At 59.4% G+C, this 17,537-nt stretch carries 19 protein-coding genes; 14 read left to right on the forward strand and 5 right to left on the reverse strand.

Features of this window, described 5'->3' with window-relative positions; genetic code table 11:
• The first annotated feature begins 245 nt into the window (after positions 1-245).
• From uvrD to AC1Q6Y_RS02220, 4 genes are all read left to right on the forward strand, one after another.
• Positions 246-2,429, forward strand: coding sequence for a DNA helicase II (gene uvrD / locus AC1Q6Y_RS02205; RefSeq protein ID WP_057712700.1), 2,184 nt, complete (start codon positions 246-248; stop codon positions 2,427-2,429).
• Positions 2,430-2,567: 138 nt separating this feature from the next.
• Positions 2,568-3,008, forward strand: a complete 441-nt coding sequence (locus tag AC1Q6Y_RS02210) for an EamA family transporter (protein WP_492623978.1) — start codon at positions 2,568-2,570, stop codon at positions 3,006-3,008.
• 179 nt (positions 3,009-3,187) lie between these two features.
• Entirely contained in the window at positions 3,188-4,066 is an 879-nt protein-coding gene (locus tag AC1Q6Y_RS02215) for a Tim44 domain-containing protein (protein WP_057712698.1), read from the forward strand.
• Positions 4,067-4,204: 138 nt separating this feature from the next.
• The gene (locus tag AC1Q6Y_RS02220) at positions 4,205-4,612 is read left to right on the forward strand and encodes an SMI1/KNR4 family protein (RefSeq protein WP_003187120.1); all 408 of its coding nucleotides are present in this window, start codon (positions 4,205-4,207) and stop codon (positions 4,610-4,612) included.
• Positions 4,613-4,634: 22 nt separating this feature from the next.
• On the opposite strand, the gene AC1Q6Y_RS02225 is transcribed toward AC1Q6Y_RS02220, so the two are convergent.
• Complete coding sequence (locus tag AC1Q6Y_RS02225) at positions 4,635-6,398, reverse strand: cation:proton antiporter (RefSeq protein ID WP_057712697.1); 1,764 nt, start codon at positions 6,396-6,398, stop codon at positions 4,635-4,637.
• Between the two features lie 289 nt (positions 6,399-6,687).
• Here AC1Q6Y_RS02225 and AC1Q6Y_RS02230 point away from each other — a divergent pair, with 289 nt between their 5' ends.
• Positions 6,688-7,170, forward strand: a complete 483-nt coding sequence (locus tag AC1Q6Y_RS02230; RefSeq protein WP_057712696.1) for an acyl-CoA thioesterase — start codon at positions 6,688-6,690, stop codon at positions 7,168-7,170.
• Between the two features lie 126 nt (positions 7,171-7,296).
• Here AC1Q6Y_RS02230 and pdxY read toward each other — a convergent pair whose 3' ends face one another.
• On the reverse strand, positions 7,297-8,169 hold the full coding sequence (pdxY, locus tag AC1Q6Y_RS02235; RefSeq protein WP_492623979.1) for a pyridoxal kinase PdxY: 873 nt from the start codon (positions 8,167-8,169) through the stop codon (positions 7,297-7,299).
• A 119-nt stretch (positions 8,170-8,288) separates the two neighbouring features.
• Here pdxY and AC1Q6Y_RS02240 point away from each other — a divergent pair, with 119 nt between their 5' ends.
• Positions 8,289-8,702, forward strand: coding sequence for a DUF3301 domain-containing protein (locus tag AC1Q6Y_RS02240; RefSeq protein WP_057712694.1), 414 nt, complete (start codon positions 8,289-8,291; stop codon positions 8,700-8,702).
• Positions 8,703-8,706: 4 nt separating this feature from the next.
• Here AC1Q6Y_RS02240 and AC1Q6Y_RS02245 read toward each other — a convergent pair whose 3' ends face one another.
• Positions 8,707-9,678 carry a CobW family GTP-binding protein gene (locus AC1Q6Y_RS02245; protein ID WP_492623980.1) on the reverse strand — a complete coding sequence of 324 codons (972 nt, stop codon included), beginning with the start codon at positions 9,676-9,678 and terminating at the stop codon, positions 8,707-8,709.
• Positions 9,679-9,705: 27 nt separating this feature from the next.
• Here AC1Q6Y_RS02245 and AC1Q6Y_RS02250 point away from each other — a divergent pair, with 27 nt between their 5' ends.
• Positions 9,706-10,062: an NADH:ubiquinone oxidoreductase gene (locus AC1Q6Y_RS02250; RefSeq protein ID WP_154909763.1), complete on the forward strand. Its 357-nt coding sequence runs from the start codon at positions 9,706-9,708 to the stop codon at positions 10,060-10,062.
• Between the two features lie 15 nt (positions 10,063-10,077).
• Here the strand turns inward: AC1Q6Y_RS02250 and zigA are convergent, their stop codons facing one another.
• Positions 10,078-11,283 (reverse strand): zinc metallochaperone GTPase ZigA, encoded by a 1,206-nt coding sequence (gene zigA / locus AC1Q6Y_RS02255; RefSeq protein WP_492586526.1) that lies wholly within the window; start codon positions 11,281-11,283, stop codon positions 10,078-10,080.
• A 142-nt stretch (positions 11,284-11,425) separates the two neighbouring features.
• On the opposite strand from zigA, the gene AC1Q6Y_RS02260 reads away from it, so the two are divergent.
• The 7 genes from AC1Q6Y_RS02260 (at position 11,426) to AC1Q6Y_RS02290 (ending at position 16,892) form a co-directional block, all read left to right on the forward strand.
• The gene (locus AC1Q6Y_RS02260) at positions 11,426-11,803 is read left to right on the forward strand and encodes a glutamine synthetase (RefSeq protein ID WP_218494594.1); all 378 of its coding nucleotides are present in this window, start codon (positions 11,426-11,428) and stop codon (positions 11,801-11,803) included.
• Between the two features lie 135 nt (positions 11,804-11,938).
• Complete coding sequence (folE2, locus tag AC1Q6Y_RS02265; RefSeq protein WP_429521701.1) at positions 11,939-12,835, forward strand: GTP cyclohydrolase FolE2; 897 nt, start codon at positions 11,939-11,941, stop codon at positions 12,833-12,835.
• Entirely contained in the window at positions 12,832-13,500 is a 669-nt protein-coding gene (locus AC1Q6Y_RS02270; RefSeq protein WP_492623981.1) for a metal ABC transporter ATP-binding protein, read from the forward strand. The genes folE2 and AC1Q6Y_RS02270 overlap by 4 nt, the downstream gene beginning before the upstream one ends.
• Entirely contained in the window at positions 13,500-14,366 is an 867-nt protein-coding gene (locus tag AC1Q6Y_RS02275; RefSeq protein WP_492623982.1) for a metal ABC transporter permease, read from the forward strand. The genes AC1Q6Y_RS02270 and AC1Q6Y_RS02275 overlap by 1 nt, the downstream gene beginning before the upstream one ends.
• Before the next feature lie 11 nt (positions 14,367-14,377).
• A complete protein-coding gene (locus AC1Q6Y_RS02280) occupies positions 14,378-15,253 on the forward strand; it encodes a metal ABC transporter substrate-binding protein (RefSeq protein WP_492623983.1) in 876 nt (291 codons plus the stop codon).
• On the forward strand, positions 15,250-15,810 hold the full coding sequence (locus AC1Q6Y_RS02285) for a gamma carbonic anhydrase family protein (RefSeq protein ID WP_057712685.1): 561 nt from the start codon (positions 15,250-15,252) through the stop codon (positions 15,808-15,810). Before AC1Q6Y_RS02280 ends, AC1Q6Y_RS02285 begins: the two co-directional genes overlap by 4 nt.
• A 194-nt stretch (positions 15,811-16,004) precedes the next feature.
• Positions 16,005-16,892, forward strand: a complete 888-nt coding sequence (locus tag AC1Q6Y_RS02290) for a His/Gly/Thr/Pro-type tRNA ligase C-terminal domain-containing protein (RefSeq protein ID WP_057712684.1) — start codon at positions 16,005-16,007, stop codon at positions 16,890-16,892.
• 89 nt (positions 16,893-16,981) lie between these two features.
• Here AC1Q6Y_RS02290 and AC1Q6Y_RS02295 read toward each other — a convergent pair whose 3' ends face one another.
• The gene (locus AC1Q6Y_RS02295; RefSeq protein ID WP_057712683.1) at positions 16,982-17,503 is read right to left on the reverse strand and encodes a DUF3617 domain-containing protein; all 522 of its coding nucleotides are present in this window, start codon (positions 17,501-17,503) and stop codon (positions 16,982-16,984) included.
• Positions 17,504-17,537 lie beyond the last annotated feature (34 nt).

Raw genomic sequence — 17,537 nt, forward strand, 5'->3', positions numbered from 1 at the left:
TTGTTCTTATAATGATGAGCATGTGCCCGAAACTGCTCGGAGCATACACAAGCAATTGCCCGGACCAAACTGCTGCTGATCAATAAATCGCCAAATTTTTCGGACGCCGATGCCACTGAAAATGCTGAAGGCACGCCCCGCCAATGCCTGCAGCCGATGACTGACCGGTCGTCCTTCGCATAACTTTCATCGGTTAAAGCGAAGCGGGGTTTGCCCGGTGTGTCGCGGCCCCCTAGAATGCCCCGATGCGCGATGATCTCTCCCTTCTGCTGAACTCCCTCAACGATGCCCAACGCCAGGCCGTAGCGGCCCCCGTGGGTCGTCAGTTGGTCCTGGCCGGTGCTGGTTCCGGTAAAACCCGAGTGCTGGTGCACCGTATCGCCTGGTTGATCCAGGTCGAAAACGCCTCGCCCCACTCCATCCTGTCGGTGACCTTCACCAACAAGGCCGCTGCCGAGATGCGCCAGCGCATCGAGCAGTTGATGGGTATCAACCCGGCCGGCATGTGGGTTGGCACCTTCCACGGCCTGGCGCACCGCCTTCTGCGGGCACACTGGCAGGAAGCGGGCTTAAGCCAGACCTTCCAGATTCTCGACAGCGATGACCAGCAGCGGTTGGTCAAGCGGGTGATCCGCGAGCTCGGCCTGGACGAACAGCGCTGGCCGGCCCGTCAGGCCCAATGGTTCATCAACGGCCAGAAAGACGAAGGCCTGCGCCCGCAACACATTCAAGCCAGCGGCGACCTGTTCCTGGCAACCATGCGCGGTATCTATGAGGCCTACGAGGCCGCCTGCCTGCGTGCCGGTGTCATCGACTTCTCCGAATTGCTGCTGCGCGCACTCGATCTGTGGCGCGATCACCCAGGCCTGCTCGCTCACTATCAAAAGCGCTTCCGGCACATTCTGGTGGACGAGTTCCAGGACACCAACGCCGTGCAATACGCCTGGTTGCGCCTGCTGGCCAAGGGTGGCGACAGCCTGATGGTGGTGGGCGACGACGACCAGTCGATCTACGGCTGGCGCGGCGCCAAAATCGAGAACATCTACCAGTATTCCGAAGACTTCCCGGACGCCGAAACCATTCGCCTGGAGCAAAACTATCGCTCCACCGCCGGCATCCTGAAGGCAGCCAATGCCTTGATCGCCAACAACACCGGGCGCCTGGGCAAAGAGCTTTGGACAGACGGTGGCGACGGAGAAGCGATCAACCTGTACGCCGCCTTCAACGAACACGATGAAGCACGCTACGTTGTCGAAACCATCGAAAGCGCGCTGAAAACCGGCTTGTCTCGCAGCGATATCGCGATTCTGTATCGCTCCAACGCCCAATCGCGGGTTCTGGAAGAGGCCTTGCTGCGCGAGCGCATTCCCTACCGCATCTATGGCGGTCAGCGCTTCTTCGAACGCGCCGAAATCAAGAACGCCATGGCCTACATGCGCTTGCTCGAAGGCCGCGGTAACGATGCTGCGCTGGAAAGGGTCATCAACGTGCCGGCCCGTGGCATCGGTGAGAAAACCGTCGAAGCGATCCGCGACCATGCGCGCCACAGCGATGTGTCGATGTGGGAAGCGATGCGCCAACTGGTGGCCAACAAAGGCCTGACCGGTCGTGCGGCCGGCGCTCTGGGCGCGTTTATCGAGCTGATCGAGAACCTCGCCGCCAAGTGCATGGAAATGCCACTGCACCTGATGACCCAGACCGTCATCGAGCAGTCGGGGCTGATCGCCTATCACGAAGCGGAAAAAGGCGAGAAAGGCCAGGCCCGGGTAGAAAACCTTGAGGAACTGGTCAGCGCCGCGCGCAACTTCGAAAACAGCGAAGAAGACGAAGACCTGACGCCATTGGCGGCGTTCCTTGGTCACGCATCGCTGGAGGCCGGCGACACGCAGGCCGACGAGCACGAAGACAGCATTCAACTGATGACCCTGCACAGCGCCAAAGGCCTGGAGTTCCCTTACGTGTTCCTGGTGGGCATGGAAGAAGGCCTGTTCCCGCACAAGATGAGCCTGGAAGAACCCGGCCGCCTGGAGGAAGAGCGTCGTCTGGCCTACGTAGGCATCACCCGGGCCATGCAGAACCTGGTGATGACCTTCGCCGAAACCCGGCGCCTTTATGGCAGCGAGACCTACAACAAGGTGTCGCGCTTCGTACGCGAAGTTCCGAAAGGCCTGATTCAGGAGGTGCGGCTGTCCAACAGCGTCAGCCGTCCGTTCGGTGGCAACCAGTCGATGAGTGGCAGCAACCTGTTCAGCGGCAGCGAGATTCCGCAGACCGGCTTCAGCCTGGGCCAGACTGTGCGCCACTCGATCTTCGGTGACGGTGTGATCCTCAACTTCGAAGGCGCCGGGGCTCAGGCACGGGTGCAGGTGAACTTCAGCGAAGGCAGCAAGTGGCTGATGCTGGGGTATGCCAAACTGGAAGCAATCTAGCCTTTCTGTGGGAGCGAGCTTGCTCGCGATAGCGGTAGATCAGTCGACATTATTTCTGGTTGTCAGTCCGTCATCGCGAGCAAGCTCACTCCCACAGGGTTCTGCGCTGGCCTTGACTGATCCGGGAGACGCAAACACATGGGCTCAGGCTTTTTTTCCTCCTGGACATTCTGGGCCCTGTTATCCGCGGCATTCGCGGCAATGACCGCCATTTTCGCGAAAGTCGGCATCGAAAACGTCAACTCCGACTTCGCCACCCTGCTGCGTACGATAGTGGTATTGGTCAGCCTGGCCTTGATTTTGTACGCCACGGACCAATATCAGTCCTTGGGATCAATCTCTGCGAAGAGCTACCTGTTCCTGCTGTTGTCGGGCCTTGCCACCGGTGCATCGTGGATCTGCTATTTCCGCGCACTCAAGGTCGGTCCGGCGTCACTGGTTGCTCCAGTGGACAAACTCAGCGTGGTGCTGGTGGCTGTCCTTGGCGTTGCCCTGCTGGGTGAAAAACTCGACTTGCGCCAATGGGGCGGAATAGGCCTGATCACGGCCGGAGTGGTCATGCTTGCCCTGCGACGCTAGGCAAGCGTCCTACAAGCCCTGTCCACTCATCTGACAGATCAAAGTCAAAAGGCCTTATTGCACGGACTGGAGCTGAACACGACCTGTCAGGCAAAAGCCCGAAACACTCTGCCGCTAGCCAGCAACACTTCACCTGTGCAACATGGCGCGCGTGCCTTCCACAAATGGGAATTCCCTTTATGAAACGTTTTCTTAGCATCGCCATGGCGTTGTGCATCGGCCTGACGATGAGTCTCGACGTCAATGCCGCCAAGCGCTTCGGTGGTGGCAAAAGCGCAGGCGCTGCGCCGACTCACCAGACCAGCCAGATGGCTCCTTCTTCTCCAGGCATGGGCGGCGCTGCGGCGACCGCTGGTGCTGCCGGTGCCGCTGGCGCTGCTGCCAAGGCCGGTGGCGCTTCGCGCTGGCTCGGCCCACTGGCCGGTATCGCGGCCGGTGGCCTGCTCGCATCCATGTTCATGGGTGACGGCTTCCAGGGCATGCAGATCTTCGACATCCTGATCATGGCCGTCATTGCGTTCCTGGTCTTCCGCTTTATCGCCGCCCGTCGTCGCAAGCAGCAGGAGCAGTACGCTCCGGCCGGCCACGCGCCGATGCAACGTGAGGCGTTCGAACAAAAGCCTGCCGGCGGTTCGATCTTCGGTGGTTCGGCAGCGCCTGTTGCCGCTCGCCCGGTGATCAACGCGCCAGCCTGGTTCAACGAAGGAAACTTCGTCGAAGCGGCACGCAATCACTTCCAGTCCCTGCAACAGCACTGGGACGCCAACGAAATGGACAAGATCGCCGAGTTCGTGACCCCGCAAATGCTGGAGTTCCTCAAGCGTGAGCGTGCTGACCTGGGCGACGGCTTCCAGTCCACCTACATCGATAACCTCAATGTACAGCTGGACGGTGTGGACGATCGCGCCGACAAGACCATCGCCACCCTGACCTTCACTGGCCTGTCGAAAACCTCGCGTTTCGACCAGGGCGAAGTCTTCAGCGAAAGCTGGAACATGGAACGTGCACAGGGCGAAAACCAGCCTTGGCTGGTGGCAGGTATCCGCCAGAACGGCTAATCACCCTCCGCGTTTCACTTGTTGTAAACAAAACCCCGGCCCAGGCCGGGGTTTTCTATTTCGCGGTTGCATCTATAGCAAGCTACTGTATAAACCGCCCCATATAAACCGCGCCATACAAGCAAGAGGATCCCGGACGTGGAAGAAATCATCGAACAACTGCGTGAAGCCAACGAACCGGTACCGGTCCCCTTGGAGTTGCCCGACGAAGACCTGCTGGTCGAAATCGAAGAACAACTGTTCATCGACATTCCGTTCGTCTTCAGAGAGTTTCTGCTGACCGTCAGCGATGTGGTTTACGGCAGCCTGGAACCGGTCACCGTGACCGACCCGCAATCCCACACCTACCTGCCCGACGTTGCCGCCAACGCCTGGGACGCCGGCGTCGATCGCAGCCTGATCCCGATCTGCCAGGACGGTGATGACTACTATTGTGTCGAAGAAGACGGCACCGTGGTGCTTTGGCAGGCCGAAGAAGAACTGATCGCCGAAGAGACCTGGGAGTCGGTTTGGCACTGGGCACGGGACGTCTGGCTGGAAAGCTGATCCAGTCAACGCCGCGGGGTGGTCAATGCCCGGACGACTCCTTGTGATTGTCGAGGGTTTCCAGCAACGCCACCTGCATCCGCGTATGCACACGAATGAACCAGCGCCACAACAGCGCCGCCACGGCGGCCGCGACCACGGCGATCAGTACCAGCAACTTGTTGGTCGGCAGAATACTGGCCGACAAGGCTGCCAGCAGAAAAAAGATCACCAGCAGCGACAGGATCGGGATCACTTCGGCGATCACCCGGCGCACTCGCTGCGTGTGGCGCCCGGCCATCTCCGGCTTCACGCCCATTTCCGCGAGCAACATCGACAGCGCCTTTAGCTTGCGGTACGCCGCAATCAAAAACGGCAGCGATAACAACAGCGCCCCGCCCCAGATCAACGCCTTTTGCCAGCTCGGATCGCTGATCCAGCCTTGCAGGTAAGCCGACATGCGTTCGGCGAAGTAAGCGCCCGAAAAGAAGATCGCGATCACCAGCGCCAGATTGACGCCCACCTGCAGCAAGATCCTGCGAATCATGGATGCCAGTAACGCACCCTCACCCTGCGGCTGGATGCTGCGCAGCCATTCGCCATACATCCCCAGCACCCGCCCCAAGCGTTCTGGCATCGCGCTGGCGAGCTTGATCGACAATGGATCGGCCGCACGGATCAGATAAGGCGTCAGCAGGGTCGTGATCACCGAAACCGCCACAGCCACGGGGTATAAAAAGTTACTGGTGACCTGCAACGTCATGCCCAGTGCCGCGATGATGAAAGAGAATTCGCCAATCTGTGAAAGACCCATCCCGACTCGCAGCGAGGTACGTCCGTCATTGCCGGCGATAAATGCACCAAGGCCGCAGGACAACATCTTGCCGAGCACCACGGCTACGGTGATTACCGCGATTGGCCAGGCGTACTGAAGCAGGATCGCCGGATCGAGCATCAGCCCGATGGCCACAAAGAAAATCGCACTGAAAAGATCGCGAACCGGTTCAATCAAGCGCTCGATTTTCAGCAGTTGCCGGGATTCCGCCATGATCGCGCCGATCAGGAATGCACCGAGGACCATGCTGTATTCAAGCTTGACCACCAGCAGGCAGAAACCAAAACACAGGCCCAGCACCGTGATCAGCAGCATTTCGTTGCTTTCGAATCTGGCGACGTAGGCCAGCAACCGCGGCACCATCAGGATGCCAATGACCAAGGCGACGATCATGAACAGCGACAGCTTGCCGACCGTGGAAAACACTTCGCCGGAGCTGACCGTACCGCTGACCGCGATGCTGGACAGCAGCGCGATGATGCCGATGCCCAGAATGTCTTCGACGATCAGCACTCCGAATATCAACTGGGCAAACCGCTCGTTCTTCAGCTTCAGATCATTGAGCGCCTTGACGATGATGGTGGTTGAGGAAATCGCCAGGATCGCGCCGAGGAACAGTGAATCCATGGTGTTCCAGTCGAACCAGCGACCGATCTCGTAGCCGATCCAAATCATCAGCACGATTTCCAGGAATGCCGCGATGAATGCCGTGGCACCGACCTTGAACAACTTGCGCAGACTGAACTCCAGGCCCAGGCAGAACATCAGGAATATCACACCGAGCTCGGCCAGGGTCTTGATGGTTTCTTCGTCGTGGATCAGGCCGAATGGCGGGGTGTGCGGGCCAATGATGAAACCGGCGACGATGTATCCCAGTACCACCGGTTGCTTCAGGCGATGAAAGACCACGGTGACCACGCCTGCGATCAACATGATCACTGCCAGATCCTGAATGAAACTGATGGCATGCATGGCGTGAGACTCCCTGGGTGGTATTGCTCGATCCCCGGACGTAGGAAAAGCCTGATCGAGCAGAACAAAAATCGAAATTGCACGTAGGAAATGCCCTTGACGCGGGGCTTTTTTGCAGGGTAACACCGCGACTTCTGGCAGAAAGGCGGTGCAATATATGGAAACAGATCGATCCGGCGTGACGGCGACCCGGCACCCGGCGTCCCGATAACTGTTGGTTTGAAAAAAAACCGCCGAGGCACCCGCAGAGGTGCATCCCTCAAACCTGGCCTTGACCCGTGAGAATGCTATGGAACCCGGAAACGCCCAGCTGTCGATGACGGTATTGATGACCCCCGACATGGCCAATTTCTCTGGCAATGTTCACGGCGGCACCCTGCTCAAATACCTCGACGAAGTGGCCTACGCCTGCGCCAGCCGTTATGCCGGCCGCTATGTGGTGACCTTGTCGGTGGATCAGGTCATTTTCCGTGAGCCGATCCATGTCGGCGAACTGGTGACCTTCCTGGCCTCGGTCAACTACACCGGCAACACCTCCATGGAGGTGGGCATCAAAGTGGTGACCGAGAACATCCGCGAACGCTCGGTGCGCCATACCAACAGTTGCTTCTTCACCATGGTCGCGGTGGATGAGCAGCGTAAACCTGCATCGGTACCACCGCTGCAACCGCAGAACAGCGAAGACAAGCGCCGCTATATGCAGGCCCAGCAGCGTCGGCAGATTCGTCAGGAGCTGGAAAAGCGCTATCAGGAAATCAAGGGCGACGCCTGAGCTGGTCTGTTAGGCTGATGGTGTTCGTTAGATAGCCATTCGCGAGCAAGCCCGCTCCCACACTGGATCTATGCAATACCGAAGATCAAATGTGGGAGCCTGCTCGCGAATGGGGGCAACGCAGAATCAAAGGCTGATCGAGGTCGCCTCGAACCGCACCCGCGGATGGGCAATCCGGTCCTGAGCCCGAACCAGTTCCAACTCGTAGCTGGCACAAGCCTGGGTTTCCAGCAGCACTTCATGCACCGCCGATGCCGTGAACTCGAACGCGGCCACCAGGCTGTCGCCCAGCAGCACACGCGCCAGGAACAGGCCGGACGTCAAATCGCCCACGCCCACCGGCTGACGCGGGAACGCCAGCAACGGGCGCTGCAAATGCCAGCTGCCTTCGGCCGTCACCAGCAGCATCTCGAAGACCTCAGCAGACTTGCCTGGGTAGTCCAGATGCTTGACCAGCACCGCTTTCGGACCGCGCACCAACAATGCACGCGCCATTGCCAGGCAATCGAACAGCGACTGCGGCTTGCGTCCGGAGAAGCTGTCCAGCTCCAGCTGGTTCGGGCACATGAAGTCCGCCACGGCGGCGGCCTCCTCCAGCAGAAAATCACTGACCTCCGCCGGAACACTGCAGCCCTTCTCCGGATGCCCCATGACCGGGTCACACAGGTACAGCGCCTTGGGGTTCATCGACTTGATCCGCTCCACCCCCGTCAGGATCGCCCGGCCCTGGGCCGCACTGCCGAGGTAACCGGAGAGCACCGCATCGCAGTTGCCCAGCTCGCCAATCGCCGCGATGCCTTCGACCAGGTCAGGTATCTGGTGCGGCGCCAACACTTCACCGGCCCACTGACCGTACTGGATGTGATTGGAGAACTGCACGGTGTTGAGCGGCCAGACATTCACCCCGACCCGTTGCATCGGGAAAACCGCGGCACTGTTGCCGGCGTGACCGAATACCACGTGGGACTGGATAGCGAGCAAATGCGGTGTACGTTTCATGCGGTGGATTTCCGTAAAACGATTGAAATTCTAGCCGCGCAGTATGCGACTAAACGCAGCCTGTACGACAGACCAGCGACACAGTTAAGCTGACACTATCTTGTTGGAGCACCCTGTTGATGCTGACCCTTGGAAATATATTCGTGCTGATGCTGTTCGCCACTGCCGGCGCATGGCTATGGCACAACCACGGCTTGCGCGAGCGCGCGCTGGAGCGGGTCAAGCAGCATTGCGGCAAACTCGGGATCGAATTGCTCGACGGCAACGTGGCCTTGAAAAGAATCGCGTTCATCAGGGATGCCAGTGGTCGGCGACGCCTGGCCCGTGTGTATAACTTCGAGTTCACCGTGACGGGCGAAACCCGCCACAACGGTACCATCACCCAGTTCGGCGCTCACAGCGCACAGATTGAGCTCGCGCCCTACCCGGTCCCGTTCGACGAAACCGAACCGGTGGTCGAAGTGGCGAAACCTCGCGCGGAAGTGATCGAGCTGAGCCAGTGGCGTCAGGAACACACCAAGTGGCGACCTTGAGCCATTAACCCGATCCGGATCGACACGCTGCCAGCTCACGCTGCAGTTGTTCTGCGTTCTGCGTTTCACTGAAAATCAGCTCGATACGCGAATCCTGCCGCCATTCACTGGGCTGCCAGTCCAGCACCGAGTTATCCACAGCGTTCGCCGAGACCCACCCGTGGGCGCTGTGGATAACCAGCTTCGCCCGCTTCCAGCCAAGGCAGTCAAGCCACCGGCCAACCAGAGCGGCATCAAACACCTGGCTTGGGTGCCAACGCCATCCGATGCTCCAGCCTCCGTCCTGTTCCTGACTCAAGCAAATGGGCAACGCGGGATCACTCCAGACCGCCGGCAGCTGCGCCAATCCCTTGGGCAAGACGAAGTTATCCACACCTGCCAGCGCTTTGGCATGCAGCCCCGGCAACTCGCTCAAGGGTAAAGCCGCCTGTTGCGTCCAGCGCAGAGGGAGCGGCGGCAATTGCCCGGTGATTCGCTGGCGGCTTTCTTCTTCGAGTCCTTCAGACTTGTTCAACAGTAATAATCCCGCATGGCCCAGCGCTTGCTGTTGAACATCCGGCAGCGGTTTGCCAGCGGCGAGCGCCTGGGCATCCAACACCAGCACACAAGGCTGGACAGCCAACACGCCTTGCCACGGCGCTTCGCTCAATTGCCTGAGCAACTGCGCCGGATGCCCCAGCCCCGAGGGTTCGATGAACAGCCGATCCGGTTGTGCCTTGCGCAACAAGCGCCCAAGACCAATCTGAAACGGCGCACCGTTGACGCAACACAAGCAGCCCCCGGCCACCTCCCCCAGTGCGATACCATCGGCGTCCTGGGTCAGTAGCGCAGCGTCGAGACCGATCTGGCCAAACTCGTTGATCAACACCGCCCACCGCTCGCCAGCCGGGCGCTGGGCCAGCAGGTGCTTGATCAGGCTGGTCTTGCCGGCACCCAAGGGGCCGGCAATGACATGAGTGGGGATATTCTGCAGCATGGTTGATGATTTCTGAGGAGGTGATGGATGCGGTTGATTGGCTTGGCGTTGCTCCTGGCGCTCGTTTCAGGCGAAGCGCTGGCCCAGGCTTGTGTGGTTCATAGCCAGGGCGAGCGGCTTGATGTCCAGGTTTGCCAGCAGAACCGCAACATCCCGCCAAAACTCTTCGCCGATGGTTTCTGCCAACCGAACCTGGCTGGGCAGAAAGTCGATGTGCAGTATGTCGATCAATGTCCCGGCGGCGCATTTGGTATCTGCAGCAACGCCCAAGTCGCCAATATGCCCTACCGACAGGATATTCACTATTACGACGTTGCCACCGACGCGGCGTATTTGCAGCCGTACTGCGAGGCCCAGAACCAGGGCACCTGGATCAGGCCCTGAAGCGCCAGCAGAGGATCAGGCAGCTTCTTCGTACCAAGGGCCGAATGGATCAGGCAGCAAATGCCAGCCCCCTACGCCCAGCGCCATTTCCTCATCGGTCAGCAGGCATGCGTCCAGCTCGGTCGCAAGCTGCGTGAAGTCGATGTTCTGGCCGATGAAAACCAGTTCCTGACGACAGTCCCCGCTGTCAGCGGTCCAGTTTTTCATGATCCCGGCGGTACTTTCTTCGTCTTGCGGCCATTGGTTTTTCGGTACGAAACGCCACCAGCGTCCGGCGAAGCCGTAGCGCATCAAACCACCGGCCTGAGACCAGCTGCCGGCATCCATGTGCTTGCTCGCCAGCCAGAAAAAGCCCTTGGAGCGCAGCAGTTTGCCGTTGTCCCAAGGACCGTCGATGAAGTTGAAGAAACGCTGTGGATGGAACGGTCGGCGAGCCCGGTAAGCACTGGAAGCAATGCCGTATTCTTCGGTTTCCGGCACATGTTCGCCGCGCAGCTCCTGCAACCATCCCGGTGCCTGGGCAGCCTTTTCGAAGTCAAAACGACCGGTGTTGAGAATCTTGTTCAAGGGGATTTCACCCATCGACATCGCAATGATTTCCGCCCTGGCGTTGAGCCGTTCAAGTATGGCGATCAACTCCTCACGCTGGTGGCTGCTGATCAAGTCGATCTTGCTGAGCAAAATCACATCGGCGAACTCGACCTGCTCAATCAACAGATCGGTAATCGAACGTTCGTCTTCCTCCCCTAGTGTTTCTCCTCGGGAAGCCAGGCTTTCGGCAGCCTGGTAATCGAGCAGGAAGTTCATGCCATCGACCACCGTGACCATGGTGTCCAGACGTGCGATGTCGTTGAGGCTCTGGCCGTTTTCATCGCGGAAGGTGAAGGTTTCCGCCACCGGCAGCGGTTCGGAAATACCGGTGGACTCGATCAGCAGATAGTCGAAGCGACCCTCCCTGGCGAGTTGGCTCACTTCCTCCAGCAAATCTTCACGTAACGTACAGCAAATACACCCGTTACTCATTTCCACTAACCGTTCTTCAGCGCGATTAAGGCTGACATCACGCTGGACTTCGGTGCCATCGACGTTGATTTCGCTCATATCGTTGACGATGACTGCAACCCGCAAGCCATCGCGATTACGTAGTATGTAATTAAGAAGTGTACTTTTTCCGGCACCAAGAAAGCCGGAGAGAACGGTCACGGGGAGTCGATTGGACATCTGCATATTCCTCACAGGGATGCCCGGTCGCTGTGTCGGGCTTACATAATGTTATACTGTAACAACACAAATAAACCATCCCCTCTTGCTCAGCAGGGCGAACGACAGGATGCTGAACGCCGCTGCCCTCGTGAGAAAGCCCATGTGCAACGCCCTTAAACCCGTATTGATCATGCTCTCCCTGCTGGTGGCTGCCGACGCGATGGCACAGGTCCCGAGCCTGGCCAAGTGCACTCGCAGCGCCAACCTGCTGGCCTGCGTGGATGCGGATGGCAACGCCTACAGCGTCAATACCGCCGGAAGCACGATCTATTTGCGGGGTTTCGAAGTGGCCGGAAAACGCTATTGGGCACAGACCAACAGCCGCTACGGCCAGCTTACGTTTTTCACCGGTATCGCTTCCGACGGCGAGACCTGGGTTGGCTACAACCGGCGCGTCGGCTGGACCACGATCAACCGGTTTTCCAGCTCCGGCGGCAGCAGCGCCAGGTTCACCTGCAGTCGGATCGCTGGCTGTTAGGCCCGGCTGTTTTTCTGCTCCTGCTGCCAGGCAAATGACGTCTGTGCATGATGAAGAGCTGTTCATGAAAAAGGCATCGTCGATTTGATTGTAATACTATAACATTCCAATTCAATTCCCACGATGGACCTGCTCATGAATGCGCTGACTCTGCCGGATATCGCCGCGCAGGCCTCACGCCAAGCCCTGCCACTGGAGTGGGTGGGCATGTGCGGCATTGCTCTTCCCGTTTTGTTTGAGGGCCAACGACTGAATGCAAAGGCCGATGCCGGCGTGAGCCTCGACGATGGCAACGCGCGTGGCATTCACATGTCACGGCTCTATCTGGCACTTGAATTGTTGGAACAGGAAAGTCTTTCAGCGGCTTTATTGCGGCGGGTTTTGCAGCGTTTTCTTGAGAGCCATGAAGGGCTGTCCAGCAGCGCCCACTTGACCCTTCACGCCGATTTGTTGCTGAAAAGGCCCGCGCTAATCAGTCCATTGGCTGGCTGGAAAAGCTATCCGGTCAGCATCGAAGCACGTTTAAAAAACGCAATGTTCCACGTGGAACTAAAAATCGAGGTGCCTTATTCCTCAACCTGCCCGTGTTCTGCTGCTCTTTCTCGACAGTTGATTCAGCAGCGGTTCGTCGATGATTTCGCCAACAAGCCACTGCAACACGCCGACGTTTTAGCGTGGCTCGGCTCCACGAATGGCATCGTCGCCACACCTCACAGCCAACGCAGCAGCGCAAAGTTGCGCGTACGGCTGGCTGATTTTTTAGACGAGTTGCCTCTGATCGCCGTCATCAATGACGCCGAAGCCGCACTCGGCACAGCCGTTCAAACAGCGGTAAAACGCGCCGACGAACAGGCCTTCGCCCTCGCCAATGGTCAGAACCTGATGTTCTGCGAGGACGCCGCACGCCGCTTGAATCTGGCCCTGAAGCGCTCCACGGGCATTAACGCCTTCCACATTCGTGTGATCCACGCCGAAAGCCTGCACGCCCACGACGCCGTAGCCGAAAGCCGTTTCAACTGGGAGGTCGCATGATCGGTTGCCACGCCTTGCGCTGGGGCGCACCGGGGCAGCCACTGACGCCAGCGCTGGACTTCGAACTGTCGAAGGGCAGCCTGACCGCCATCATCGGTGCGAACGGCTCCGGGAAAAGCAGTCTGCTGAAGGTCATCGCCGGCTTGCAAAAACCGTTGGCCGGAAAGGTTCGACTGGATGTTCCACTCAAGGGCGGTGTGTCGTTCCTGCCCCAGCAACAACACTTGGACAGGCAATTTCCGATCAGCCTTCAGGCATTGGTCGCCGCCGGTTTCTGGGGCAACAAACAATCACCGGTAATCCGTAGCCAACGACTGGCAACCGTCCTCGAAAACTGGTGCCTGAATGGCCTGGAAGATCGACCCTTGATGGCCCTTTCCGGCGGCGAATTACAACGCGCCCTGCTCGCCCGATTGAGCCTGACAGACGCACCCGTGCTGTTGCTCGATGAACCCCACGCGGCCCTCGATGAGCTCGGTCAGGCATTGCTCTGGAAACACATACACGATTGGCACCTCGAAGGCCGGACACTGGTGGTCGTGTGCCATGACCTCGCCGCTGTTCGCGAGCACATCCCACATACATTGCTGATCAAAAGCAGCGGTTGTGTATTCGGCCCGAGCGCCGAACTGGTCCGCCAACAACCTCAATCGCAGGTGGCCTGATGATCGCTGCCGCGCATCTCTGGCAACCGTTCCACGAATTCGTGTTCATGCGCCGAGCGCTTCTCGGTGGATTGGTCCTGGCATGCAGCACGGCGCCCCTGGGGGTATTTCTGATCCTCAGACGCATGAGCCTGATCGGTGATGCCGTCGCCCACGGCATCCTCCCCGGTGCGGCGTTAGGTTTCTGGTTTGCCGGGTTGAGCCTCCCGGCGTTGACCATCGGTGGCCTCGGCGCGGGCCTGAGCATGGCAGGCCTCGCAGCCTGGATTACGCGACGCACCGGCCTGCGAGAGGACGCCAGCCTTGCGGCGATCTACCCGATTTCCCTGGCCGGTGGCGTGCTGATTCTCGGCATCGCCGGCAAACGCCTGGACCTGTTGCACCTGCTGTTTGGTTCCGCGCTGGCAGTCGACGGCCCGACCTTGACCGGCATGCTTTTGGTCTCGGGCCTGAGCCTGATGGCCATGGCACTGATCTACAAACCACTGCTGCTCGACACCCTCGACCCGCTTTTTCTGCAAACCGTGAGCCGACTCGGCCCACTGGCCCACGGCGTATTCCTGACGCTGGTGGTGTTGAATCTGGTCATCGGCTTCCAGGCGATCGGCGCGTTGATGGTAGTTGGCCTGATGATGTTGCCTGCCGCCGCGGCACGTTTCTGGAGTCGCCGCCTGCCAATACTGATCGTCGTCGCCACCGTGCTCGGCAGCCTCTCGGTATGGCTCGGTTTATTGATCTCATTCTATTACTCGCTGCCCAGTGGCCCGGCAATCGTGCTGGTGGCCGGCGGTGGATATCTGTTGTCCGTGGTGTTTGGGCCGGTGCACGGCTTGCTGCGCCGCCCGCCTTTGCTCACATCCCAATGAGGTGTTACCCGATGCGCGCTTTACTCGTGCTGTTCAGCTTGATGGTGTCGATGTCGCTGTCTGCCGCCGAAAAACTTCAGGTGGTCACCAGCTTCAGCATCCTTGCCGACATGACCCGGCAGGTCGGCAAGGATCATATCCAGATCACCAACATGGTCGGCCCGGACGCGGATGCGCACACGTACGAGCCGACACCCGACGACGCCAAAGCGCTGCTCAAGGCCAGGCTCATCATCAAGAACGGCCTGGGTTTCGAGCCCTGGCTGGATCGCCTGGTGACAAGCACAGAGACTCGGGCGGCGGTCATCAGCGCAAGCCACGGTGTCATACCCCGTAGCCTGGATGAAGACGGTAAAACCGTTCCCGACCCGCACGCCTGGCATAACCTGGCGAACACCGAGCTGTACATCACCAACATCACCAAAGCGCTGATCGCCGCTGACCCGGCGAACACCGCCGACTATGAGCGCAACAGCCAGCTGTACCTGAAACAGGTCTACGCCCTGCTCGCCGAAGCCAAGGCCAAACTCGGCTCACTGCCACCGGGCAACCGCAAGGTCGTGACGTCCCATGATGCCTTCGGTTATCTCGGCCAAGCCTACGGCATCGAGTTCATGGCACCTCAAGGACTCTCAACCGAGCGCGAGCCTTCAGCCGCCGAAGTGGCCGCACTGATTACCCAGATTCGTCAGGCCAAGGTCAAGGCGGTGTTCATGGAAAACATCAAGGACGCCCGCCTGCTCAAGCAGATCGCGGATGAAAGCGGCGCTCAGATCGGCGGCACGCTGTACTCCGATGCCCTGGCGGCGAGTGGTCCGGCCAGCACCTTCACAGGGTTGTTCGAGTACAACCTCAACACCCTTTACAACGCGTTGGGCAAGCCATGATCCGCAAGAACCCCTCTGGAGATTTACCGCTGATTGCCGAATCGGCCTACGTCGACAAGACGGCAATCATCTGCGGCAAAGTGGTGATTGGGGAGAACGTGTTCGTCGGCCCCTACGCGGTGATACGTGCTGACGAAGTCGATGACTCGGGCGACATGCAGCCGATCACCATCGGCGCCAACTCGAACATCCAGGACGGCGTGGTGATCCACTCCAAATCCGGTGCGGCGGTGACCATCGGCGAATTCAGTTCCATCGCCCACCGCTCGATCGTTCATGGGCCCTGCACCGTCGGCAATCGAGTGTTCATCGGCTTCAACAGCGTGCTGTTCAACTGCGTAGTCGGTGACGGTTGCGTGGTGCGGCACAACTCGGTGGTCGATGGTCGTGACCTGCCTGAAGCTTTCTACGTACCTTCCACCACGCGGATCGGCCCAAACACCGACCTCTCGCAATACCCGCCGGTGAGCGTCAGTGCTTCGGAATTTTCCGAAGATGTGGCGCGCACCAACGTCGATCTGGTACGCGGCTACAAAGCCCTGCAAAACGAGTTCTGAGCATGAGTAGCGTGCTGATTCGCAATGCCCGCGTTGCAGGAACCGGTCGCGGAACAGATTTTGCCGATCAGCACACTGGTGGCCAGAACCAGCCATCGTGTCAGGACAAATTGCCTGGCACGACAAACGTCTTAATGAAGCACCCCTACGGTTTATGCGATAACGCTCGTTAGAAGCACCAGAGTACGCCGACCATGATCCAGATCACCCTGCCCGATGGTTCATTGCGTGAGTACGACCAGCCGCTGTCCGTGCACGAGGTGGCCGCCAGCATCGGCCCCGAACTGGCCATCGCGGCCGTCGCGGGAAGGGTCAATGGTGTACTGGTGGACTGCGAATACCTGATCGAGGCGGATGCCCGGGTCAGCATTGTCACCCCCCGGGAGCCGGACGGCCTGGAGATCCTGCGTCGCTCCTGTGCATTGATGCTGGCCATGGCGGTCAAGCAACTCCACCCTCATGCGCAATTACGTGCGGGAAAGGAGCTGGGTGACGGTTTCTATTACGAGTTTGCAGTCGAGCAACCGCTGACCCCCGCAGACCTGCCTCTAATCGAAGCGCGCATGCAGTCATTGGCAGCAACCAATCACTCGATCCGTCGTCGGCCGGCGCGCGAAGCCGTGTCGCTGTACCGTCTGGGGGACGCCGAGTACCAGAGCCATGGACCGCACGTCCCAACCACCAAAGTCTTGCAGGCGTTTGCCCTCGATCACATCAGCGGCACGTTGCAACAACGGATCTACGGCACCTGCTGGTCCAGCCATCAGGAGCTGCAACACTGGCGCGTTCCACCCCATGTGGTCGTCGTGAGCATGGATGAACGCCAGGCGACTTATGCACAAGCGGTGACCGAGTCCTTGCGCCAAAAAGGCGTGCATGCAAAGGCCGACCTGCGAAACGAAAAGGTCCGCTACAAGATTCGCCAGCACAGCCAGACCGTGCCGTTCCTGGTCGTGGTTGGCGAAATGGAACAGGCTGGGGGGTTCGTCAGTGTGCGCAGTCGCACGGGGGAGGATTTTGGCCGGATGGCTGTCGAGGCGGCGTGTGAGTGGTTAAGTCGGCCGGGGATTCAGGGCGGCTGAACGGACGCTTTCGCGAGCAGGCTCGCTCCCACAGGGGATTTGTGTTCGACACATAACCAATGTGGGAGCGAGCCTGTTCGCGAAGCTTTTTAAGCTCTTGGCTTCACCGTGCCACAATCCTGCCCCAACCAGACGGCGCGGGATTCGAGGCTGCCCTTCTGCTGAATGCCGGTGGCGTTGAACGTCCCGTTGACCTTGGTGGTGAATTCGCGATCACTGAGGAACGTCGCCACGCCGGCTCCCTGGGCTTTCGGGCAGCTGAAACGGAATTTCCACTGATTGCCGGAGCGGTCGGTGATTTCCTGTTTGCAGCCCGACTGCGGATCGGTCAGCGGAATGTTGTCGGTCTTGACCTGTTCAGGGGTCAGGCACGCCCGGATCCCTTTGCCGCCCATGGTGATACCCTGCTTTTCCAGCTGCGCACGCTGCTCGGGAGTCATCTGGTTCTGGATCTGGCCGAGGATCAATTGCAGGTCCGGCATATTCTGCTCGTCGACCTTCATGTTGCTCGTGGTCAGCTCCCACAATCCTGGTTGCAGCATTTGCGCGTGAGCGGCCACAGGAAGTGCCAAACCCAATGCCATGGCCAAACCCAGCAGACGAACGTTCATCGAGTAACTCCTGATCAGTAGTGGCCGTTAGACG

It is taken from the genome of Pseudomonas sp. GW823-FHT06E10 (genome assembly GCF_058794995.1).